This is a genomic window from Collinsella aerofaciens (assembly GCF_015553355.1).
GTDB lineage: Bacteria > Actinomycetota > Coriobacteriia > Coriobacteriales > Coriobacteriaceae > Collinsella > Collinsella aerofaciens_V.
In genome coordinates this window covers 1-22171 of record NZ_JADNGN010000017.1, presented here as the reverse complement: position 1 = coordinate 22171, position 22171 = coordinate 1, and the positions used below count along the sequence as shown (strand labels likewise).

At 60.2% G+C, this 22171-nt stretch carries 18 protein-coding genes; 3 read left to right on the top strand and 15 right to left on the bottom strand.

Annotated elements, in window-relative coordinates; genetic code table 11:
- Positions 1–18: 18 nt before the first annotated feature.
- The 8 genes from I2D57_RS05550 to I2D57_RS05515 all read right to left on the bottom strand — a co-directional run bounded on the left by I2D57_RS05550 (position 19) and on the right by I2D57_RS05515 (position 8969).
- Entirely contained in the window at positions 19–789 is a 771-nt protein-coding gene (locus I2D57_RS05550; protein ID WP_195361771.1) for a Cof-type HAD-IIB family hydrolase, read from the bottom strand.
- A gap of 6 nt (positions 790–795) precedes the next feature.
- A complete protein-coding gene (locus tag I2D57_RS05545; RefSeq protein ID WP_195361770.1) occupies positions 796–2655 on the bottom strand; it encodes an ABC-F family ATP-binding cassette domain-containing protein in 1860 nt (619 codons plus the stop codon).
- 205 nt (positions 2656–2860) lie between these two features.
- A complete protein-coding gene (gene pstB, locus I2D57_RS05540; RefSeq protein ID WP_195361769.1) occupies positions 2861–3733 on the bottom strand; it encodes a phosphate ABC transporter ATP-binding protein PstB in 873 nt (290 codons plus the stop codon).
- Positions 3730–4656 carry a phosphate ABC transporter permease PstA gene (gene pstA / locus I2D57_RS05535; RefSeq protein WP_195361768.1) on the bottom strand — a complete coding sequence of 309 codons (927 nt, stop codon included), beginning with the start codon at positions 4654–4656 and terminating at the stop codon, positions 3730–3732. Before pstA ends, pstB begins: the two co-directional genes overlap by 4 nt.
- Positions 4649–5557 (bottom strand): phosphate ABC transporter permease subunit PstC, encoded by a 909-nt coding sequence (gene pstC / locus I2D57_RS05530; RefSeq protein WP_195361767.1) that lies wholly within the window; start codon positions 5555–5557, stop codon positions 4649–4651. Before pstC ends, pstA begins: the two co-directional genes overlap by 8 nt.
- Positions 5558–5581: 24 nt before the next feature.
- The gene (locus I2D57_RS05525; RefSeq protein WP_195361784.1) at positions 5582–6520 is read right to left on the bottom strand and encodes a phosphate ABC transporter substrate-binding protein; all 939 of its coding nucleotides are present in this window, start codon (positions 6518–6520) and stop codon (positions 5582–5584) included.
- 294 nt (positions 6521–6814) lie between these two features.
- Complete coding sequence (locus I2D57_RS05520) at positions 6815–8251, bottom strand: M20 family metallopeptidase (protein WP_195361766.1); 1437 nt, start codon at positions 8249–8251, stop codon at positions 6815–6817.
- Positions 8252–8306: 55 nt separating this feature from the next.
- On the bottom strand, positions 8307–8969 hold the full coding sequence (locus I2D57_RS05515; RefSeq protein WP_229055644.1) for an HAD hydrolase-like protein: 663 nt from the start codon (positions 8967–8969) through the stop codon (positions 8307–8309).
- Positions 8970–9125: 156 nt separating this feature from the next.
- Between I2D57_RS05515 and I2D57_RS05510 the strand changes: the two genes are divergently transcribed.
- Positions 9126–9986: a DegV family protein gene (locus tag I2D57_RS05510; protein ID WP_195361765.1), complete on the top strand. Its 861-nt coding sequence runs from the start codon at positions 9126–9128 to the stop codon at positions 9984–9986.
- 606 nt (positions 9987–10592) lie between these two features.
- Entirely contained in the window at positions 10593–13577 is a 2985-nt protein-coding gene (locus I2D57_RS05505; RefSeq protein WP_195361764.1) for a TOTE conflict system archaeo-eukaryotic primase domain-containing protein, read from the top strand.
- A 65-nt stretch (positions 13578–13642) separates the two neighbouring features.
- On the opposite strand, the gene I2D57_RS05500 is transcribed toward I2D57_RS05505, so the two are convergent.
- The 5 genes from I2D57_RS05500 to I2D57_RS05480 all read right to left on the bottom strand — a co-directional run bounded on the left by I2D57_RS05500 (position 13643) and on the right by I2D57_RS05480 (position 17716).
- Positions 13643–13951, bottom strand: coding sequence for a type II toxin-antitoxin system RelE/ParE family toxin (locus I2D57_RS05500; RefSeq protein WP_195361763.1), 309 nt, complete (start codon positions 13949–13951; stop codon positions 13643–13645).
- A 2-nt stretch (positions 13952–13953) separates the two neighbouring features.
- Positions 13954–14253 (bottom strand): type II toxin-antitoxin system RelB/DinJ family antitoxin, encoded by a 300-nt coding sequence (locus I2D57_RS05495; protein WP_195361762.1) that lies wholly within the window; start codon positions 14251–14253, stop codon positions 13954–13956.
- Between the two features lie 113 nt (positions 14254–14366).
- On the bottom strand, positions 14367–15125 hold the full coding sequence (locus I2D57_RS05490; RefSeq protein ID WP_195361761.1) for an LOG family protein: 759 nt from the start codon (positions 15123–15125) through the stop codon (positions 14367–14369).
- A 212-nt stretch (positions 15126–15337) separates the two neighbouring features.
- Positions 15338–16477 carry a tRNA guanosine(34) transglycosylase Tgt gene (gene tgt, locus I2D57_RS05485; protein WP_195361760.1) on the bottom strand — a complete coding sequence of 380 codons (1140 nt, stop codon included), beginning with the start codon at positions 16475–16477 and terminating at the stop codon, positions 15338–15340.
- 438 nt (positions 16478–16915) lie between these two features.
- Complete coding sequence (locus I2D57_RS05480; protein WP_006235414.1) at positions 16916–17716, bottom strand: SDR family NAD(P)-dependent oxidoreductase; 801 nt, start codon at positions 17714–17716, stop codon at positions 16916–16918.
- Between the two features lie 294 nt (positions 17717–18010).
- Here I2D57_RS05480 and I2D57_RS05475 point away from each other — a divergent pair, with 294 nt between their 5' ends.
- Positions 18011–19786, top strand: a complete 1776-nt coding sequence (locus I2D57_RS05475; protein WP_195361759.1) for a coiled-coil domain-containing protein — start codon at positions 18011–18013, stop codon at positions 19784–19786.
- A gap of 442 nt (positions 19787–20228) precedes the next feature.
- Here I2D57_RS05475 and queA read toward each other — a convergent pair whose 3' ends face one another.
- Both queA and I2D57_RS05465 read right to left on the bottom strand, forming a co-directional pair.
- Entirely contained in the window at positions 20229–21440 is a 1212-nt protein-coding gene (gene queA, locus I2D57_RS05470) for a tRNA preQ1(34) S-adenosylmethionine ribosyltransferase-isomerase QueA (protein ID WP_195361782.1), read from the bottom strand.
- 70 nt (positions 21441–21510) lie between these two features.
- Positions 21511–22086, bottom strand: a complete 576-nt coding sequence (locus I2D57_RS05465) for an epoxyqueuosine reductase QueH (RefSeq protein ID WP_195361758.1) — start codon at positions 22084–22086, stop codon at positions 21511–21513.
- Between the last annotated feature and the right edge of the window lie 85 nt (positions 22087–22171).

Below are 22171 nucleotides of genomic sequence, written 5' to 3'. Positions count from 1 at the left end.
CTAAGTGCCGAGCCGCAGTTATAACAGTCCAAAGTGCTTCGCGGCGTTGCAGATGCCGTCGTCGTCCACGGCGGTCGTTACGTAGGTCGCCGCGGCCTTCACGGTATCCTGCGCATTGCCCATGGCCACGCTCGTGCCCACGGCGGAAAACATCGACAGGTCGTTCTCGCCATCGCCAAAGGCAATCGCCTCGCTCGCGTCGATGCCTAGGCGCTCCAGCGTCGCCGCAACACCCAGGTCCTTACCGCCGTTAGTGGGGATAATGTCGCAGAACAGATCGCACCAGCGCGTAGTGAGCGAATGCGACACCGCGTCGGTCACGATATGCTCGTCGGCAGGGTCCACAAAGGCGCAAAACTGGTAGACCGGCGCGTCAAAGGCGTGCTCAAACGGCTCCTCGTGGTAAACGATTCCCGCGTTGCTGCCGGCCGTCACCACGCGCTCGGACAGGCGGTTCACAAACGAGTTCTCGCCCTGCATACACAGCGAGTCATAGCACCCCTGCGCCACCTGGTCCACAATCACCGCGACGTCGTCCGGATCAATCGGGCAGCTGCGGTAGACGCCCTCGGCATCAAAGCAGTGCTGGCCCGAAAGCGTAATGTACGCATCCCAACCCAAGTCGAACAGCCAATCGGGCATCTGGTAGGTCGGGCGGCCCGTGGCGATCACGCACGCAATCCCCTGCTCGCGAAAGCTGTCGAGCACCTGCTGCGCCGACGTCGGAATCCGGTGGGTCTTAAAACTCAGCAGCGTGCCGTCGATATCGAAAAACGCGGCTTTGATCATCCTCGCCTACTCCTCGCCCTCGAGCTTCTCGCTCGCCTCGAGCCACGCCATCTCCAGCTCGTCCATGGCAGCGTGAGCCTCGTCGATCTTTGCCTGCTGCTCGCCGAGCGCCGTGTAGTTGGTGGGATCGACTTGGGCCATTGCTGCCTCGGCCTCCTCCACGCGGGCGCGCTGCGTTTCCATCTTGCGCTCGAGCGAGCTCACCTCGCGGCGGAGCTTCTGGCGCTCGGTATTGGAAAGGCCATTGGGCTGACCGCTCGACTTGGGCTTTTCGGCCGCAGCTGCCGCGGCACCGGTGTCGAACGTGCCGGTCTTGGCGCTCGGTGCGCCCACGGGCTCGCCCTCGGCGGTAGCGTTGCACAGGCGCAGGTACTGGTCGACGCCGCCGGGCATATGCGTCAGGTGGCCGTCGAGCAGCGCCCACTGCTGGTCGGTCACGCGCTCCATCAAGAAGCGGTCGTGCGTCACCAGAATCAACGTGCCCGGCCAGCCGTCGAGCAGGTCCTCGACAATCGCCAGCATGTCGGTATCCAGGTCGTTGCCCGGCTCGTCCAGGATGAGCACGTTGGGCTCGTCCAGAATCGTCAGCAGCAGCGACAGGCGACGGCGCTGGCCGCCCGAAAGATCGCCGATGCGGCTCCAGAGCTGCTGCGTCGTAAAGCCCAGGCGCTCGCAGAGCTTCTCGGGCGAAGTCTCCTTGCCGTCGATGACGTAGTACTTCTTATAGTTGCCGAGCACCTCGCGGATCGTGTCGCCCATGTAGGGTTCGAGCTCCTCGAGCTGCTGCGACAGCACGCCAAAGCGCACTGTCTGGCCAATCTTCACGCGGCCGCGCGTGGGTTCAATCTTGCCCTGGATCACGTCAAGCAGCGTCGACTTGCCAGCGCCATTCTCACCCAAAAGACCATAGCGGTCGCCCGCACCAATGAGCCAGGTCACATCGGAGAGCACCTGCTTGGGCGCGCCGTCGGTATCCGCATAGCCAGCGTCAACGTCGATCACGTCGATGACCTGCTTGCCTAGACGGCTCACAGCGAGGCGCTTGAGCTCCAGCTCGTCGCGCACGGGCGGTACGTCGGCGATGAGTTCGCGAGCGGCATCCACGCGAAACTTGGGCTTGGTGGAGCGCGCCTGGGCGCCGCGGCTCAGCCACGCGAGCTCCTTGCGCGCCATGTTGCGGCGGCGTTCCTCGGTGACGGCGGCCATGCGGTCGCGTTCCACGCGCTGCAGGATGTATGCCGAGTAGCCGCCCTCGAAGGGATCGACCTGGCCGTCGTGGACCTCCCACATGCTGGTGCAGACCTCGTCCAAGAACCAGCGGTCGTGCGTGACCACGAGCATGGCGCCCTGACCGCGTTGCCAGCGGGCCTTTAAGTGGCGCGCGAGCCAGTTGATGGTGCGCATGTCCAGGTGGTTGGTGGGCTCGTCGAGCATGAGCACGTCATAGTCGCCGATCAGCAGGCGCGCGAGGTCCACGCGACGGCGCTGGCCGCCCGAAAGCTCGCCAACCGTGCCCTCCCAGGGCACATCGCTAATAAGGCCGGCCAGAATCTGGCGCGTACGCGGACTCGACGCCCACTCATACTCGGGCGTGTCGCCCACGACGGCATGATGCACGGTATCGGTGTCGACAAGCTGGTCCTTTTGGCCGAGCAGACCGATCGTGGTGCCGCGGCGATGCGTCACGCGGCCATCGTCGGGCTCCAGCGTGCCGGCGAGCACGCTCAGCAGCGTCGACTTGCCGTCGCCGTTTTTACCGACAATACCAATGCGGTCGCCCTCGCCCACGCCGAGCGTCACGCTATCGAAAATATGCTTGGTGGGAAACTCTAGGCTGACGGAATCGCATCCCAAAAGAATCGCCATATGCCCTGCTCCTTCTTAGAAATTCAACGTTGTCCATGATAGCAGCGAGCCCCACCCCAAACCACCACGAAGGTGCCTGTCCCCTTTGTGGTGGTCGCTTCGGTCGCAGAGCAAAAAGGCGGGCCATCTCCCGCAAGAGATGACCCGCCCCTCCAATCAGTCCCGTGGCGACCGTGGCCGCCACGGGCCTCAAGCATGTCCCGGACTAGGAGAACATGCCGGTGAGGTAATCATTCAGCCGCTTATCCTTGGGCCGTTGGAAAATCTCGTCGGTCTCGTCGTACTCGACCATATCGCCCATGTAGAAGAACGCCGTGCGGTTGGACACACGCGACGCCTGCTCCATGTTGTGCGTCACGATGACGATGGCACGGTCGGCAACGATTGACGACATAAGGTCCTCGATCGCCAGCGTCGAGATGGGGTCGAGCGCCGAGCAGGGCTCGTCAAACAGGATCACGTCGGGGTTGAGCGCCAGCGTGCGCGCGATGCACAGACGCTGCTGCTGGCCGCCCGAAAGCGCGTAGGCACTCTTGTCGAGCTTGTCCTTGACCTCGTCCCACAGCGCCGCGCCGCGCAGACTCTCCTCGACCATGCGGTCGAGCTCGTCACGGTCGGTGATGCCGTGGCGCTTAGGCGCAAACGTGATGTTGTCGCGAATGGACTTGCGGAACGGGTTGGGCTGTTGGAACACCATGCCAATGGAACGGCGCAGCTCGTAGGTGTTTTCGGTCTTGGTGTTCACGTTGCGCCCGCGATAGTTGATCTCGCCCTCCACGCGGCAGCCGCGAATCTCGCGATTCATGAGGTTGAGGCTACGCAAGAAGGTCGACTTACCGCAGCCCGAAGGCCCAATGAGCGCCGTGATCTCGCCCTTGTGGAAGTCGAGCGACGTATTGTGCAGTGCATGGTGGTCGCCATAGTACACGTTGACGTCCTTGGTGGAGAGCACGACCTCGTCGCTCACGGCCTTACCGCTCACGCGCACGCGCTTCTCGCTCTCCCCCACGCTCGACAGGAAGTCCCGGGTGTCGGACGATGCCGCTTCGGTTGCGGGCGTTACATTCATCTCGCTCATTCGGCCGTCATCTTCCTTGCCAGTTGCTTGCCCACAATGCGGGCGATTACGTTAAACAGCAGCACGCAAATCATCAGCAGTGCAGCGGTGCCCCAGACGATCTGCTGGGCCTCGGGGCTGCCCTCGCCATAGATCTTGTAGATGTGCACGGCGAGCGACTCGCCGGGACGGAACACGTTCCAAGCGCAGGTGGGGCTCGACAGGTTAAAGCTCAAGAAGTTCAGGCGAACCGGCGAGCTCATACCCGAGGTAAAAAGCAGTGCTGCGGCCTCGCCAAACACGCGACCGGCCGAAAGCACGATGCCGGTCACGATGGCGGGCATGGCCTCGGGAATCAAGATGTGCAGCGTTGCCTCCCAGCGGGTGAGGCCCATGGCCAGGCACGCATCGCGCTGGGCCTGCGGCACGTCCTCGAGCGCCTGCTGAATCACGCGCACCAGGATGGGGATGTTGAACATGGTGAGCGCGACGGCGCCGGAGATGATGGAGTACTTCCAGCCCAGCTGCACCGAGAACACTAGAAAGCCGAACATGCCGACGACGATGGAAGGCAGCGAAGACAGCGTCTCGATGGCGGTGGAGGCAATGTCGCGGACGGGTCCGTCGGGTGCGTACTCAACCAGGAAGACCGCGCCGCCCAGGCTGATGGGCACCGAGATGACCAGGGTGATCAGCAGCAGGTAGAACGAGTCGAACAGTTGATAGAGCACGCCACCCTGGGTGCCGTTGGCGCGCGACGGCTCCGTGAGGAAGCCCGGCTTAAACAGTGTCGAGATGCCCTCGAACAGGATATAGGCCACCATGGAGACGACGATGAGCATGACGATGGCAACGATCGCCGTCAGCACGCCCGTGGCGATGCGGTCCTGCTTTTGGACACGCCCGAGTCTCGCCTCGTCGATGTGGATGCGCGTGCTAGCCACGAGCCTTCGCCCCCTTGCGGCCAATGAGATGGATGATCAGGATGAAGATGAGGCTCATGCCCATCAGCAGCAGACCGAGTGCCCACAGGACGTCGTCCTGGGCCGAGCCCTCGGCATAGACCGCCATGGACGTGGTGAGCGTGGTGGTGATGGTGGACGCCGGCGACAGTAGCGACGTCGGCATGGCCTCGATACCGCCGATGACCATGCGCACGGCGAGCGTCTCGCCAAAGGCGCGGGTCATGCCAAGGATGACTGCGGTCATGAGCGACGGCATGGCGGACTTGAGCACCACGTGCCAGATGGTCTGCCAGCGAGTGTAGCCCAGCGCGAGCGAACCCTGACGGTAGCTATCGGGCACGGCGCGCAGGCCGTCGACAGAAAGCGTGGTCATCGTCGGCAGGATCATAACGGCCAGGACGATAGCGCCGGGCAGGATGCCCAGGCCCGTGCTCACGTGGAAAACGCTCTTCATAAGGCCGACGACCACGTGGAAACCGATCAGGCCAAAGACGACCGAGGGAATACCGGTCAAAAGCTCAATAAGCGGCTGAAAGATCTTGGAACCAAATTTGGGTTGGATCTCGACCGCAAAGATGGCAGAGCCGATGGCGATGGGCAGCGCGATGAGCGTGGAGAGCACCATGACCGAAAACGAGGTGATGATCAGGGGCAGGGCACCGGTATAAGGCAGGCCGTTATCAGCCGTGTTGGCCAGGTCCCACTTGGTGCCGGTAAAAAACTCGACGACCGAGACGCCGTCCTTGAGAAAAGCCGAGAGGCCCTTTTGGGCGACCATAAAGATGAGCGCGGCAACGACAAGCGTCACGAGCGCTACGCACGCGCCCGTGACGCCCAGGCCCACGTTCTCAAGGTCGCGCTTTGGCAGCTGTTTTGCCATTGCAAACCTTTCCGGGGCGATTACTTATTTAGCAGAGACTTTGCCGCTGGCGTCCTTGACGACCTTCATGGCAGAGACGGGGATGAAGCCCTGCTCCTCGACGAGCTTGCCCTGGACGTCGTCGGAAAGCATGAACTCCAGGAAGGCCTTGGTGGCCTCGTCGGCGTCCTTGGAGCAGTACATGTGCTCGGTAGCCCAGATCTTGAAGGAGTCATCAGTGACATTCTTGCTCTTGGGCTCGACGCCCTCGACCTTGATGGCGTTGAACTTGGAGTCATCGAAGTGCGAGAAGTCGAGGTAGGAGATGGCGTTATCGGTGCTGCCCATCTGAGTCTGGACGTCGCCGGACTTGTCGAGCTCGGCGTCGCCCTTAAAGTCGACGGTCTCGTCGCCAAAGACGGCGGCCTCGAAGGTGGCGCGGGTACCGGAGCCGGCCTTGCGGTTGAGGACGACGATGGTGGCGTCGTCGCCGCCGACCTCCTTCCAGTTGGTAATCTGACCGGAGAAGATACCCTTGAGCTGCTCGAGGGACAGGTCGTCGACCTTGACGTTCTTGGAGACGACGGGGCCCATGCCCACGACGGCGACCTCGTGGTCGACGAGGTTCTTGACTTGATCGGCCCCAAGCTTGGTCTCGGCGAAGACGTCGGAGTTGCCGATGGTGACGGTGCCGGCGGCGACAGCGGTCAGGCCCTTGCCCGAACCGTTACCCGAGCCGGAGACGGAGACATCGGGGTTGGCGTCCATGAACTTCTCGGCAGCGGCCTCGACGAGAGCCTGGAACGAAGAGGCACCGTCGTAGGTCACCTCGCCGGAGACGGACTCGGCAGCAGCGGCGCTACCCTTGTCGGCGGCATCGGATGCGCCGGAGCCGCCGCACCCAACGAGACCGAGACCGACGATGCTGGCAAGACCACCAGCGAGGCCGAGGAACTGACGACGAGAATAAGCCTGATCGAGCATGATCTTCCTTTCATACATGCGATTCGCGGGCACCCTGCCCGCTTTGCTGTTTGGAAAGATACGGCCCCGATCGGGCAGCACCAGCGCCAACTGCGGTTTCTTACGGTCATTTGATAGACCCTTACCGCAAGCGCAGCACGGCCTTTACAAACGAATAACAAACCCGGCATTTAGCGTGGCGCGCCTTTTACACCAATAAAAACAAAGTTGCGGTGAAATAGTTCCTGCTTGGCCATCAAATGGCCCATTCTAGGAACTATTCCACCGCAACTTAGATTGGGAAACCGCGAGACCTTAAAGCTCTAATTCATTCAAACGGAGGATCGCAACAATATAGATCTTGAGCGCCTGCTTGAGCTGTTCCTCGTTGGCGCACTCGTTGGGGCCGTGCATCTGGCCGCCCCACGAGGGCAGCTCCAGGCCGGTCTCCTCGGGGCCAAACGAGACGGCGCGGGCAAAGTTGCGCGCGTACGTGCCGCCGCCCATGGCAAAGGGTTCAGCATGCTTGCCCGTAAACTCGTTATAGGTATCAATAAGCGCCTTCACGGCCGGATCGTCGGCAGACACCGAAAACGGCACCTTAGCGCGACCCAGCTGACACGTCACGCCAAAACGGCCCACGAGCGGGTCGAGCTGCTCGCGGATGGTATCGGCACTCGTGCTGTCGGGGAAGCGCACGTCGATGACCTGCTCAATATGGCCATCCGCCACGCGGATGACGCCAGCGTTGCAGGTAAGCGGGCCAAACGCCGGACTCGTCGCATCGATACCCAGGCCGCGGCCATAGGCATCCGCATGCACAAAGGCCAGGAACTTGACGAACTCATGCTCGGCAGGCGTCAGCAGGCGCTCGTCGCGTGCACCAAACGCGTCCTCGGCCTCGCGCAGATACGACACGATCAGGCCGACGGCATTGATCGTTCCCTCGGGCATCGAAGCATGGCCACCGATACCGTGGGCGAAAATCTGCGCATGGCCATTATCAAGCGCCGTGATCTCCAGACGATCGGCGCTCTCGACCGGCGCCGGCAGCTCATCGGCGGCAATCGCGAGCTCGCAGATGGACTGCGACGGAATGGCATTGCTCGCCTCGGAGCCGCTCCACGACACGATGCGCCCGCCGTCGATCTTGGGGCTCACGAACGTCGCCCCAAACTGGCCCTTCTCGGCATTGCAGACCGGGAACTCGGCATCGGGCGTAAACAAAAAGTCGGGGTCTGCGTGATTTTCCAGATAATGGTGAACGTCGGACATGCCCACTTCCTCATCGCAGCCCAGCAGCGCGCGGAAGGTATAGCGCGGCACAATGCCGTGCTTGAACAGGTAGGCACCGGCGTAGAGCGACAACACCGCCGGACCCTTGTCATCAATCACGCCACGGCCGAGCAGCCAGCCCTCGCGACGCTCCATCGCAAACGGGTCGGTGTTCCAGCCGGGGCCGGCGGGCACCACGTCCACGTGGCAGATGGTCGCGAGCTGCTTGTCGCCGCGACCCGGGATATCGGCAATGCCCACATAGCCCTCGTCGTCGCTCGTCTGGTAGCCGAGCTTTTGCGCAATGCCGAGCGCGCAATCGAGCGCATCACGAACCGGGCGGCCAAACGGCGCGCTAGGCTCCGCATCGGCAGCAACGGCTACGGACGGATAACTCACCAGCTGCTCGATATCGGCGACGACGTCCTCCCAGACCTCGTCGACATACTCGGTAACGCTCTGCTCCACCTGATTCATGGACGACCTCCTTACCAATGAGCGACGGGTACGCCCGCCCCTCACATTACGTCTATTAGATAGCGAAAAGTTTAGCAAGCTCGGCCACCGAGTGCACCACTGCATCGGCACCCGCCGCCTCGTGCTCGCCCGGCGCCGCCGCGCCCGAATAGATACCAATGCACGGCACGCTCATCGCGTGCGCGCCCTCGACGTCGTTAAAGCGATCGCCGATCATCACGGCATCGCCCGCCGTCGCACCGAGCTCTGCCAGGGCATCGCGGACCGAATCGGCCTTGGTCTCGCGCCCCTGCGGCGGATTCATGCCAACCACCGCCTCAAACTGAGAAAGTCCCAGCTCTCCCACCATGTCGATACACTTCGCCTCCATGCGTGACGTTGCCACGGCCAAGCGATGCCCCTGCGCGACAAGGCCATCCAGCAGTTCGGGGATCCCGTCGAACATGGGATATTCCTCCGGTCCCAGCTCATCAAAAAAGGCACGGTACTCGTCGGCCACCACAAGCGATTCCTCGCGCGAGAAGCCGTAAAAGTCGTGGAAGCTCTTCCACAGGGGCGGCCCGATCATGCGGCGCAGGTCACCCATCTGCGCCTCCGAAAACCCGCGCGCAGCCAGCGTCTTGCGCGTCGAGGTCATCACCGCCCGGCCCGTATCGGCCACCGTGCCATCGAAATCAAACAACACGACCGGCCGCCTGCATATCTCCAGTGCCTCCATCGGCATTCCTCTTCCCCAGTTGACGATTTCCACACCGACACTTCAAACTGTTGACTATTCAACAATTGAACCTAGTAATGTGGAACGACTCTACTATACTTGTCGCACTTTGCTCTCAGAAGGCGGCGCGCAAACGCCCCAACGAAAGGTGCAATTATGTCTTTTGCCATCATAACCGACTCCACGTCGGACATCTCCCCCGCCCGCGCCCAAGAGCTCGGCATTTACGTGATTCCACTGCATGTGATTATCGAAGGCGAGGACCTGCTCGACCAGGTGCAGATCACCGCCGAGGAGTACGTCGCCCGCATGGCAGGCTCCGAGCAGCTACCGCACACCTCGCAGCCGAGCGCCGGTGAGTTCAAGGCGCTCTTTGATCGCGTGCTCGCTGACGGCCACGACAGCGCCATCTTTATCTCGCTGTGCAGCGAGTGGTCCGCCTGCTATGCCAACGCCAGCCTGACAGCCGATACCCACGAGCTCGACGTGCGCTGCATCGATTCGCGCACCGGCTCGGGCGCCGAGGGCCTGCTGGTGGAGTACGCGCTCGCCATGCGCGAGGACGGCCGCAGCCTGGACGAGACCGAGACGCAGATCCGCGCGACGCTGTCCGACGCCCACCTGCTGCTGATTCCCCGCACGCTCGAAAACCTCGTTAAGAACGGCCGCGCGCCCAAACTCGCCGGCCAGCTGACGCAGATGCTCAACATTCGCCTGGCCGTTTCGCCGGAATGGAAATCGGGCGAGATCAAGGCCATCAAAAAGGGCCGCGGCGCCAAGCGCATCGTCGCCAACACCATGGCCGATTGCCTCGCATTTTTGACCGAGCATCCGGGCTCCAGCGTGCGCGTGCTCACGACCGGCGCTGCCGAGGAGCAGGAGCTCGTCAACCAAGCGCTCGCAGGCCAGGACTACGTAGACGCCGGCACCGGCCCCATCGGCTGCACCATCGCCACCCACGTAGGCGTCGACGCCATCGCCATCAGCTACTGCCCCCGCTACCAGCCAACTCGCTAGGGACACCCACATCAGTTGCGGTGAAATAGGGACTGTTTTTGGCTTATCAGCCGCAAATCAATCCCCATTCCACCGCAACTTCTTTTGCTGAGCCATCCATATACAAGATATGCTGACGATCGGCGCATTCCCAGCTGTTTGGGGGAGCTTCGACTAGCCCCTAGCGGTACCCGGTGGGCAAAAAATGGCAAATATGAGTACTGTCATAAATTTAGTAACAGCAAAATGTCGCTGAAATTGCCCGCTTCCACCGATTTCAAGCTCCATAAAGCCCCGAATCGTCGTGTTTAGAGGGGTGAATATACTAAAACTCAGTCAATTGGTCTTAGATACTTCTCAAATGATATGAGACTAACCGAGCAACAGTACTCATATTTGCCATTTTTTGCCCACCGGGTCTGAATGAGGTCCGCTCTTTACGCCTCCGGCTACCTATATGACCGCAAACCCTGATTATCAAGGGCCGTCGCGCGCCTTGGCATCGACCGAAAGCCGCTCGCAGAATAATCCCTTGCCATTAGCAAACTTGAATCGAAATTACATATCCCAAAAAGCCGTAATGCCGTACCCTCGTCTCAACAACTCCAATACAAGGACGGCATTCAAATGGGCAACGCCATGCATCAATACGCCCTCTTTGGGACCGCACAATTTAAATACGATCAGACGATCACACATATATCGGACCAACACCGACAAATCGTCATTTGCAACAACGGTTCAGACGTACGCTACGCAACGCTAGAAGAGTGGGAAGAAGCTGGCGCTTTGTTCGATGAACGAGCGCAAATCGAGGGCATCGTCACCAGCGCGAGCCCAGCACGCGATAAACTCGAGCTCTTTCGCAGTCTCTTTACCGGGCGCAAAGATGTTTACGCTCATGGATATCGCAGAAAGGACGGGGGCATTGGCTATACGCCTGCTTGTGCTAATGAGTGGGAGCCAGGAATTTGCCCCAAAGCAGCCCATCAAAGAGTTAAATGCGTAGAATGCAGCAATCGCGTCTTCCCGGAATTAAGCGATGCCGCAATCATTGCTCACTTTAAAGGCAACGATGACCGGTTCCGCGATGTCCTCGGGCAATATGTTCTCGATAGGAACTGCAACACGAAAGTTCTCGTCATCGATTTTGACAAAGCGGACTGGAAAGAGGCAACAAATGCCGTACGGCTTGTTGCAATACGACGGGGCATTAACGCCGCCGTTGAGCGCTCAAGGTCCGGCAACGGCGCCCACATCTGGTTTTTCTTCCTCGAGCCAATCAGCGCAAAGGCTGCCCGAGAGTTTGGAAGTTGCCTCATAACCGAAGCTGCGGCGCATAATAAGACAATCACGTTCGAGGCCTTTGATCGAATGCTACCCGCTCAGGCCACTATTCCCGATGGAGGCTTCGGAAACCTCATCGCACTCCCCTTTCAAGGCAAGGCGCAACGTGAAGGAAACAGTGTATTTGTAGACGAACAATTCAAGCCCTTTCCCGACCAATGGCTCTATCTATCACAAGTCCAGCTGATTCCGCGCTCGACGGTGCAAGATCTGATTGGGGCCCCTGGAAACAACCCGCACGGACCAGCAACAACTACAGTGGCAAACAAGGGCAAACGGCATGCCCAAAGACCACGAAAGCGACTACCACTCACATCGCGGGACTTTCCCTCATCGCTGCCCGTTATTCAAGCCGATATGCTGTACATCCCCGAGAAGTCTCTGAGTCCAGCAGCTCAAATGGAAATCCGCGGACTTGCGACATTTGCCAATCCGGCATTCTATCGCGCGCAGTCCATGCATCAATCAGTATTCGGCAAACCGCGACTCATAGACCTTAGCGAACTGAGAGATGGTCATGTTGCAATTCCCCGGGGCTGCAAAACTCAACTTGAGCAGCTAGTTCAAGAGACCGGCGTTACCGCCCACTATTCAGACGAGCGCAAATCGGGTAATCCGATTGTTATGGCATTTAAAGGAGTCCTTCGCCCTGAGCAGCAAATCGCCGCTGATCAGATGCTCATATACGAAGACGGAATCATGTCCGCGCCGACAGGCTTCGGTAAAACAGTCATCGGAGCTTATCTTATTGCATCCATTGGTCTTCCAACGCTCGTCATCGTTCCCAAAACCGCACTCATAACCCAATGGAAATCCCAGCTCGAGCGATTTATCGACATTACGGACAACAGGGAGCCCGTCCGAACCCCAAAAGGACGAATCAGCAAAAGGCAGCCTCCGGTCATCGGACAAATAGGAGGAGGCAAAATGGCCGTAAGCGGCCTCGTCGACATCGCTTCATTCCAGTCGTTATCTGGCAAAGACCGCCAAACCGGAGAGCCGATAGTTAAGGGCCTTGTTCGTAATTACGGCCTCATTATCTGCGACGAATGCCACCATGCCGCCGCACCACAGCTCGAGCTTATTCTCAAGTCCGCCCCGGCCAAATACGTATACGGCCTTTCTGCGACGCCCGAACGATCCGACGGCCTTACGCGGGCGCTCTCCATGCTCTGCGGCCCGCTCCGTTATGTTATCGATCCAAAAGCGCAAGCGATTCAGCAGGGCATCCAGCGCATCGTACGGCCTCGTTTTACTGGAATTCGACTACCCGCCTACGAGCCAGGTGCAAACTTCAATCAGATTCTCGACCTGCTGTGCACGCATGCAGCTAGAAACGAATTGATTGTCAACGACGCTATTGAAGCTGCGTCAAACGGCCGGCATCCGCTCGTGCTGACTAATAGGAAAAAGCATGCCGAGGAGCTGTTCGGGATGCTCAAAAACCAAGGACACGAACCCGTTCTCCTGACCGGGGAAATCGACGCCAAAGAAAGAAAAACGATACTGAGCAGTCTTCCCCGCTTCGAGCATGAACATCGAATCATCGTCGCCACCGAAAGCCTTTTGGGCGAGGGCTTCGATCTGTCCTACCTTGACACTCTACTCATTGCCACGCCGATATCGTGGGACGGCAGCATCACGCAGCAGGCGGGCAGGCTCCATAGAAGCCACGAGGGCAAGCGACGGGTTGAGATATTCGACTACGTTGATTTATCTATACCCATGCTCGCCCGCATGTACCAGAAGAGACTCAAGACCTACGCCAAGCTCGGGTACGAAGTCTACGTGACCGGAGGCAGCGAGCAGTCCGATCAAAACATTCTCATAGAACCGGCTAATGCCGTAGAGACTCTGGTTGAAGACATCGTTGGCGCCGCCAAGAGCATCTTCATTGCCGCGCCCTACGCATCCGCCGCCTGCCTCGCAAAGCTCGGCGATGCAATCAAAGGTGCCACTGCCCGAGGGATTGCTCTTGAGTTTTTCATTGCCTCGACTCCGCGCGAAGATGCAAGCGAGACTTTGGCAGAAATGAACGTCGAGCATGCCATTAGAGCAGAAGGACGTTTGTGTGCAGCGATAATTGACGAAGAAACTATCTGGTACGGAACGATCCCGCTACTAGCTTTCCCCAAGAAAGAAGACTGCAGCATCAGGTTCAAAAACAGCGAGATCGCAGCGGAGCTCTTAGACGAAATCAACCACAAGGGAAAGCCAGATGCCACGTCAACAGGCAGGACATCCCCACCACTTGCGGTGGAATAGGGACTGTTTTTTGGCGTATCAGCCGCCAATCAGTCCCTATTCCACCGCAAGTTAAAAGCGAGTGGCTAGCTCAGTGGGCCCTGGAACAGTTCTTGATGCGAGCCCATTCTGACCAGTCGGATCACAGGATTAGTCTTATGCGGCAAGTACAGAACGACCACATCGACCAAGCCATCGGATAGGTGGAAATCGATGTGGCCGTTGTAATTGCCGCCCGGGTTTGAGAGCTCGTGGGCGCCGTACTCCGCCGGAAGCGACCCATGAGCCACAAGCTCTGCAACCGCCGCTTTAAACTCACTCTTTAGCTGCGGATGCATGCGCATCGTTCGTTTGTAGTCCGCCTTAAATTGAGCCTCGACTTTGATCTCGAACATCGCTATTCCTCATCAAGAAATGACATAAGCTCATCAGCGTCGTTGAATGACGGGCTATCGTCCGGCAAAATCCCCAACTCATGAGCCTCGGCGATTACCATGGCACGCCTCGTCGCCTCATTGGGCACCTCCGCCCTTCCTACAATCTCAAAAGGAATCTTTCGCTGATTTACCAGCTGCCGAACAGCAAGGTTGAGATACGAATTGAGACTCAAGCCAACTGAGTCCAAGAACTCAGTCGCCTGTTCCTTGAGCCCCTCTTCGATGCGAACCGTCGTGGGCTTAACCGTTGCAGTAGACATACGCGACCTCCTCGCCTCATCTTTTACATCAGTATACCCAGTTTAGATGGCAAACTGACGTTAGATAGCATCAGATTGCCATACATATCCATGTCGCGGTGGGCACGCTCGCCCTACATCAGCCCACTTAGGGCAATGTCAACGGCCTCGTTGAGGTCGTCGGTAATGTGTACCAGATCCGGATCGAGCGGACTGATCATACCGGCGCTCATCACCGGGCCATTGAGCCAGTCGAACAGGCCCTGCCAGTACTCGCTGCCCACCAGCACGAGCGGCATACGCTTGACCTTGTGCGTCTGCACCAGCGTGAGAACCTCGAACATCTCGTCGAGCGTACCAAAGCCGCCGGGAAATACGATGGCACCCGAGCTGTACTTAACGAACATGGTCTTGCGCACAAAGAAGTAGCGGAAGTCCATACCTAGGTTCACGTATTTGTTGAGCCCCTGCTCGTGCGGCAGTTCGATACCCAAGCCGACCGACTTGCCGTTGGCGCTCGCCGCTCCCCTGTTGGCCGCTTCCATGATGCCAGGGCCGCCGCCGGTGATAACCGCCACGCCGCGCTGCGCGATCTTGCGGCCGACGGTGCGCGCCGCCTTGTAGAGCGGATCGGTCTTGGGCGTGCGGGCGCTACCGAAGATGGTCACCGCAGGTCCAAGCTCGGCAAGTGCGCCAAAGCCATCGACAAACTCTGCCTGAATTCGCAGCACGCGCCAGGGGTCGGTGTGCAGCCAGTCAGTCGACTCCTCGGGCGCCAGCAGGTTGGCGTAGGTGTTGTCCTTAGGAATCATGGGGCCGCGCATGACCACGGGGCCGCGGCGGTACGTCTCGTCGTAGGCAGGCTCGCCCTCGACATTCTCATTCTTAATCATGGGTACTCCTATCGAGAAAAAGAAAAGCGGGCGGGGTCGACGCCATGCGTCAAACACCCGCCCGAACATCAACTATTCGGTATGGTACCCACGATGCATCAAGCACTTGCAAGCTATCGGTCAGCGGTCGCGCAACCGGTGTCAGCGAATGTGACGACCGGCTGGCGCTCGACCATTGCCGTGCCCACGCTCTGCAAGTGTGTCTGTCGCTCTTAGTAATCCACCGCCGCAGGGCTGTTCATCCAGTCACTCACGAACGCGCCGTAACGACCCTCGATAATGGCCTGGCGGGCGCGCTGCATCAGGCTGAGCAGGTAGTAGATGTTGTGCATCGACAGCAGAATACCGCCGAGCATCTCCTTCTGCGTGACCATGTGACGGATGAGCGCGCGGCTGTAGCCGCCCGTGCACACCGGGCAGGTGCAGGTGGGGTCGATGGGGCCGTCGTCGTGCGCAAAGCGCGCGTTACGGAAGTTAAGGCGACCTTCACTGGAGAACGCCGTACCCATGCGACCGGTGCGCGTCGGCAGCACACAGTCGAACATGTCGATGCCCACGCCCACGCCGCGCACGAGCGTGGTGGGGTTGCCGACACCCATCAGGTAGCGCGGCTTATGCTTGGGCATGTACTCGCTCACGAGCGGCGCCAGGGTCTCGAACATGGTCTCGTGATCCTCGCCCACCGAATAGCCACCGATACCATAGCCCGGGAAGTCGCCGCACTCCTCCAGATGGCGCAGCGAACGCAGGCGCAGATCCAGGTGCATGCCGCCCTGAACGATGCCAAAGAGCGCCTGGTCATCGCGGGCATGCGCCTTATAGCAGCGCTCGGCCCACATGCTCGACAGCTCAACGGCGCGCTCAACGTAGGCGCGCGTGGCGGGATAGCCCGGGCACTGGTCGAGCTGCATGCAGATATCGGAGCCGAGCTTCATGGCGATTTCCATGTTGTCCTCGGGCGTCCAGAACACATGGCGACCGTCGTAGTCGTTGACAATAAAACGCACGCCCTCGTCGGTGAGCTTGACGGCGTCGTTGTGGCTGAAGACCTGGAAGCCGCCCGAGTCGGTGAGGATGGGGCCATGCCAGTTCATAAACTTGTGCAGTCCGCCCAGCTCGGCGATGGTGTCCTCGCCGGGACGCATGGACAGGTGGTAGGTATTGGCGAGCACGATCTGCGCGCCGAGCTGCTTGACGGTCTCGGTGGGGATGCCCTTGACGTTTGCCTTGGTGCCCACGGGCATAAAGATCGGCGTCTCGATGTCGCCATGCGGGGTGTGCAGCACGCCGGCGCGCGCATGCGTCGTCGGGTCCTCGGCGATCAGATCGAATTTAAAGAGGCTCTGGTCCATAAACTGGAACTCCTTGGTTGCGGTTCATACGCAAACCATTATACGGGCAACCCGCAAGAAGCACCGACTCGACAGAAACTGATGCATTAAACGACTAGTCGTCGGGGACAATCTTCAGCGCCATCTTGCAAAGAAGTGTCCCAATCTGCCGGCACTTAGGGACCGTCCCCAGGTGCCGGCAAGAGCGTCCCTTTCGACTAGTCATTTAAGAACGTCCCCAACGACTACATCTGGGATTATTTCCAACGGCCAAGGCAACGCCGATGCTCTGACAACGTCAGCGAGCGGTCGCCAGAGCGAACAAATTGGCATGAAAAGAGGACGGCATAGACCTTCTGGTCATGCCGTCCTCTTTGAATGACAAGCTGTCGCTCTGGTGACCGCGCAGCGTCGGCTGGTCCGCCGTTCGTTAGAACGGCGGAACCTGAGACGTAACCCCTACGGCCGCTGGCCCATGCCACCCTCGAGGGTGACGGTCTCGCCGTTCATGTACTTAAAGTCGGGACCGCAGAGCTGAACGACCACGCGGCCGATTTCCTTCTCGACGTCGCCGTAGTGACCAGCCGGCGGCATGTGGACGTTGGCCTTGAACGCCTCGGGATAGGCATCCTGGAAGTTCTCGAGCGCAGCGGTCCAAGCAAGCGGGCACACGATGTTGACGTTGATGCCGTCCTTGCCCCACTCGTTGGCGGCAACGCGGGTCAGGCCGCGGATGCCCTCCTTGGCGGCAGCATAGCTGCACTGGCCATAGTTGCCAAACAGGCCGGCGCCCGAGGCAAAGTTGACCACGGAGCCCTTGGTCTCCTTCAGGTGCGGATAGGCCTTCTGCATGTACAGATAGGTAGCATACAGACCGGAGTAAATGGCCAGGTTAAACTGATCCATGGTGTGATCGGCGATGGTCACGCCCGAGGCGCTAGCCTGAGCATTGTTGACGACGGCGTCGATGCGGCCGAACTCCTCAATGGCCTTGTCGATGACGTTCTGGACGACGGCCTCGTTGTCCTGACCAGCCGAGACATCGGCCTGAACAGGCAGAACCTTGACACCGTACTCGGCCTCGAGAGACTCCTTGGCGGCCTCGAGCTTGGCGACGTTGCGGCCGGTGATGACGAGGTTTGCGCCCTCCTTGGCAAAAGCGATATCGATGCCGTAGCCGATGGAGCCAGCGGAGCCGTCCTTAAGCGTGGCCTTGCCGCCGCCGGTGACGATCACGGTCTTACCAGTGAAAAGTCCCATACAAAGTCCTTTCAAATCGCGACGGGCACGCCCGCCGACTGCGCGTATCCAACTTCACGCGCCAAAAGCTGAAATGCAACTTTAGCGGGTTCAAGTGAAAAATAAAGACCGCAGCAGGCGAACGGCACCACGTCGTTCGGCGAAGGGATTGTCAAGTACAAACCGGATAAAGCGGCCGAGTTATTGTTATCAGATCGAGCCATCGAACACGTTTTGAAACTTTGCTGCAGCGCGCGGGATGTCGACGCGAGACTTTATCATAGGGTGACAAACAACGATGAGGAGCACATGCCTATGACAGACGAGCTGGATCCCCAGACTCAACAGCATATTGATCATTCCGCAGACGCCGTCGACGACTGCGATACTCCCACCTGCATCGACGCCTCCACCGATGCGCCCGCCACCGCAGATGCGCACGCCGATGCGGACAAGGCAACAGACACAGACGATACTGTCGAGCATGACGAAAGCGAGCAGCCGGAGCCGAGCGATGCCGAACCCGACACAGACCCCGCGCCACAGGCGGCAGGCCCCATCGAGGTGTCTTCGGAAGAAGAGCTCGATGCCGTCATGGACTCCATGATGGATGCCGTCAAAGCGATGAAAGACGCCGTCGCCGATGCCGATATTGATGCCGAGGAAGAGGAGGCCGCCGAGGCGGCCTCGACCTTTGTGCCCGGCGAGACTCCGGTTGCCGACCAGGGCAGTACCATGCCCTCGTTTCTCCAGCTCGAGCACCCCACGATTGGCGCCGATGCGGTCGATCCGCACGCAGCAGGCTTTTCTGTGGTCGAGGGCGGTACCGGCAATATCGCCGCGCCGCAGACTGCCGATGCGGACGCTGCCGACACCACTCGCCCGACCGCCCCGCACTCCCCCGCCGCGAGCCGCGATCTGGGGACCGCTGTCTCGAACACCGCGAACGCCGTGGGCACCTTTATCGCCCAGGGCGCCTCGGCCATGCGCGAGATGAACGCCGCGAAAAAGGCACTTGCCGATGCCCGCGCCCACCTGACCGAACTTGAGCAGCGCATTGCCGATCAGGCCGAGGAACTCGAGACGCGCCAGGATATCGCAGGCCGCTACGACCAGATCGTCGCCGACCAGCGCCAAGCGATTGCTACAGCGCAAAAGGCCGCCGCGGCAGCCGAGATTGACCGTGATGCCCACGCCGCCAAAGCGACAGAGCTCAAGGGTCAGTTCGAACAAATGAAGACAGAGGATGACGCGACTGAGCTCCGCCTGAAGGCCGCGCTCGACGCCGTGGAGGCCCGCGAGGCAAGCTCTCGCGAGACCGGCAACCGCCTCGTTCGACGTCTTGAGGATTCCAAGCGCATCCGCGACAAGGTGAAGGCCGAGCGAGACGCCGGCATTGCGGCCGCACAACAAACCGTCGACGCCACGCGCGCCCAGCTCGAGACGCTGCGTCATGAGTATGCCGAGCTGCAACGCAATCCCTCGGCAAATCCCGCCAACTATACGGTGCGCACCAGCGAGCTCTCGATGCAGATCTCCGACACGGCAGATGCCCTGCGAAAAGCCGAAGAAGATGTCCCGCGCATCACCGCCGACCTTGAGCACTCGCTTGCCGCAGCCGAGCAGGCCGTCGAGCAGGCTCAAGCCCCCATTGCCGAAGCCAAACGCGCACACCAAGCCGTGACGACTGAGGCCGATGCCGCGCGCGACGAGCTGCAGACGGCGAAAACTGCCGCCACGACGCGCCAGCGCGAACTGCGCGAGAAGATAGCCGCCGAGGACAAGGCACGCCGCGACCAAGAGCAAAGCATCGCCAACGCCCAAGCAGATGCCGCACATGCACAGTCGATCATCGAGCAGGCGACCGAGGTGCATGACCATCCAGAGATCACTGAGTCGCTTGCAGGATCCTTGGCCCGAGACAAAGCCGAACACGCCGAGACCGAGCAAGAAGTCGCCCAGCTCGAGGCCACCGAGGACGCGGTGCGCGAGCGTACCCGCGACTCACGCATCAAATTCACTGGCGCCATCGTCTGCATCGTCGCCGTGATTCTGGCAATCATCCTGATCTGGCTGTTCGCAAGCAAGTAAACCAGCTGCCAAAAAACGCCTCAACTCAGTTGCGGTGAGAAAGTTTCTGTTTAGCCCCAAAAAGGCCAATTCAAGAACTATCTCACCGCAACTTATTTAGATCGACGCAAGGCAACCTATCCCTCTTGCACCGATCTCTTGACATAAGGACTGTCCCCAGGTGCCGGCACAAAAGGAACGTCCCCAAGTGCCAAGTGCCGTAAGAGTGTCCCCTTTGACTAGTCATTTAAGAACGTCCCCAATGACTACCCAATGACTACAGCGACAACAACGGAAGCGCCGATGTTTTGGCAACGACAGCGAGCGGGTCGCATTTGAGACAAGGTGACGTGAAACGAAAGGGCGCTGACCTTCTGGTCGCGCCCTTGAAGTTGAACGTCAGATTGTCCAAATGCGGCCCGCGCAGCGTCGACCGGTTACGGCGTTTGTAAAACGCCGTAACCTACTGAATGAGCATTGCGTCGCCAAAGCTGAAGAAGCGGTAGCGCTCCTCGATGGCGGCGGCGTAGGCATCCATGATCTGGTCGCGGGAGGCAAGCGCGCTTACGAGCATCATGAGCGTGGAGCGCGGCACGTGGAAGTTCGTGATCAGCGCGTCAACCACGTGATAGGTCGAGCCGGGCATGAGGTAGAGCTGCGTCGTCGCATTCTCGCGCACCACGATGTCACCGCGGCCGAGCGTGTCGGCCCCGTCCTCGCGGCCCTCAAAATAGCGCGCCGTCACAGCCGGATCGGACACCGGCGCGTCCGCGTCAAACGCGCTCTCGAGCGAGCGCACTGCGGTAGTGCCGACGGCGATCACACGATGGCCCTCGGCCTTCGCCTTATGCACAGCGTCGACAACCTCCTGCGACACGTGGTAGCGCTCGGTGTGCATCACGTGCTGTGTAGGGTCGTCCTCCTCCACCAGACGGAAGGTATCGATACCCACCTCGAGCTCGACGGCGGCAAACTTCGCACCCTTGGCCTCGATAGCGGCCATGAGCTCGGGAGTAAAGTGAAGACCCGCCGTAGGAGCGGCAGCCGAGTGCTCCTCCTTCATGGCGTAGACGGTCTGGTACTTCTCGGGATCGCCCTCGTAATCGGTAATGTAGGGCGGCAGCGGCACGTGGCCGGCAGCGTGGATGGCCTCGTCGAGCGTGCGCGGGTCGCCGGCGGCATTGCAACCGGCCGGCTCAAAGCGCACCAGACGGCCACCGCGGCTATCGGTAACAAAGTCGACGACCTCGGCCGTCAGCACCACGGGCGCGCCCTCGGGCGCATGGGCGCCGCCCGCACGATACTCAATCTGAGCACCGGGCTTCAGGCGCTTACCCGGCTTGACCAGGCACTCCCAAACGTGACCCAGCGGATCCACATCCTCGCGGCGCTTGAGCAGCAGCGTCTCGACCACGCCGCCCGAGCCGGCCTTGCGACCGATCAGGCGGGCCGGCATCACGCGCGTCTTGTTGATGACGAGCACGTCGCCCGGCTCGATATAGTCGATGATGTCGCGGAAGATGCGGTGCTCAACGGTACCGCCGTGCTCCAACGGCGTTCCCGCCCGGGAGCCCTTGCGATCCACCACCAACAGGCGGCAGGAGTCGCGCGGCTCGGCAGGCGCCTGGGCAATCAGTTCCTCAGGAAGGTTATAGTCAAAATCATCGGTACGCATAGACACGTCGGATACTCCTTATATAGTTAAAGTCCGCTCTACATCCTAGCAGGCTGACGTCCCAAATGAACTACTTTTTGGCAGCCTTGCGCTCGTCGCGAATGCGGGCGCGGTCCATGGCCGCTTCAACGGCCGAGAATCGGCAACCACAGTAGTTTTGCCGATACATGCCAAGCTCGCGCGAACGGCGTGTCGCCTCGGGGTAATACGGGCGAAAATCGCGAATCACCGGAGTGAGCCCGCGGGCGGCAGCCAAACGCCCCAACACATCATTGCAGGTGTCGAACAACTGATACGGCGAGACGGCGAGCGTCGTGCCCACGTATTCAAATCCACGCTCCTCGGCAACCCGGCACGCCTCGGCCAAGCGCAAGGCATAGCACACACGACAGCGGCGGGGTCGATCGGCGCCCAACGGGGCCACACCGGCCTCCCAGCGCTCGCGGTCCTCGCCTGCTTCAATGAGCTCGATGTCGCCATCAGCACACCACCGGCGCAGCTCGTCCAAGCGGCGCTGCCATTCATCGCGCGGCTGAATATTGGGGTTGGTCCAGCAAATCGTGGGCTCAAACCCCTCCTCGCGCAGCAGGCGGACCGGCTCCAGCGAGCACGGCGCACAGCAGGCGTGCAACAGCAACGGCTTCATCAACATCTCCTCTCCCACAATGATTTTTCTGGGACGGGGATTTAAAAATCATTGCGTACCTAATGATTTTTTAATCCCCGTCCCA

Excerpts from the sequence above, each read along its gene's own strand:
- I2D57_RS05550 (WP_195361771.1), bottom strand. The coding sequence starts at position 789 with ATGATCAAAGCCGCGTTTTTCGATATCGACGGCACGCTGCTGAGTTTT.
- I2D57_RS05545 (WP_195361770.1), bottom strand. The coding sequence starts at position 2,655 with ATGGCGATTCTTTTGGGATGCGATTCCGTCAGCCTAGAGTTTCCCACC.
- pstB (WP_195361769.1), bottom strand. The coding sequence starts at position 3,733 with ATGAGCGAGATGAATGTAACGCCCGCAACCGAAGCGGCATCGTCCGAC.
- pstC (WP_195361767.1), bottom strand. The coding sequence starts at position 5,557 with ATGGCAAAACAGCTGCCAAAGCGCGACCTTGAGAACGTGGGCCTGGGC.
- I2D57_RS05525 (WP_195361784.1), bottom strand. The coding sequence starts at position 6,520 with ATGCTCGATCAGGCTTATTCTCGTCGTCAGTTCCTCGGCCTCGCTGGT.
- I2D57_RS05520 (WP_195361766.1), bottom strand. The coding sequence starts at position 8,251 with ATGAATCAGGTGGAGCAGAGCGTTACCGAGTATGTCGACGAGGTCTGG.
- I2D57_RS05515 (WP_229055644.1), bottom strand. The coding sequence starts at position 8,969 with ATGGAGGCACTGGAGATATGCAGGCGGCCGGTCGTGTTGTTTGATTTC.
- I2D57_RS05510 (WP_195361765.1), top strand. The coding sequence starts at position 9,126 with ATGTCTTTTGCCATCATAACCGACTCCACGTCGGACATCTCCCCCGCC.
- I2D57_RS05505 (WP_195361764.1), top strand. The coding sequence starts at position 10,593 with ATGGGCAACGCCATGCATCAATACGCCCTCTTTGGGACCGCACAATTT.
- I2D57_RS05500 (WP_195361763.1), bottom strand. The coding sequence starts at position 13,951 with ATGTTCGAGATCAAAGTCGAGGCTCAATTTAAGGCGGACTACAAACGA.
- I2D57_RS05495 (WP_195361762.1), bottom strand. The coding sequence starts at position 14,253 with ATGTCTACTGCAACGGTTAAGCCCACGACGGTTCGCATCGAAGAGGGG.
- I2D57_RS05490 (WP_195361761.1), bottom strand. The coding sequence starts at position 15,125 with ATGATTAAGAATGAGAATGTCGAGGGCGAGCCTGCCTACGACGAGACG.
- tgt (WP_195361760.1), bottom strand. The coding sequence starts at position 16,477 with ATGGACCAGAGCCTCTTTAAATTCGATCTGATCGCCGAGGACCCGACG.
- I2D57_RS05480 (WP_006235414.1), bottom strand. The coding sequence starts at position 17,716 with ATGGGACTTTTCACTGGTAAGACCGTGATCGTCACCGGCGGCGGCAAG.
- I2D57_RS05475 (WP_195361759.1), top strand. The coding sequence starts at position 18,011 with ATGACAGACGAGCTGGATCCCCAGACTCAACAGCATATTGATCATTCC.
- queA (WP_195361782.1), bottom strand. The coding sequence starts at position 21,440 with ATGCGTACCGATGATTTTGACTATAACCTTCCTGAGGAACTGATTGCC.
- I2D57_RS05465 (WP_195361758.1), bottom strand. The coding sequence starts at position 22,086 with ATGAAGCCGTTGCTGTTGCACGCCTGCTGTGCGCCGTGCTCGCTGGAG.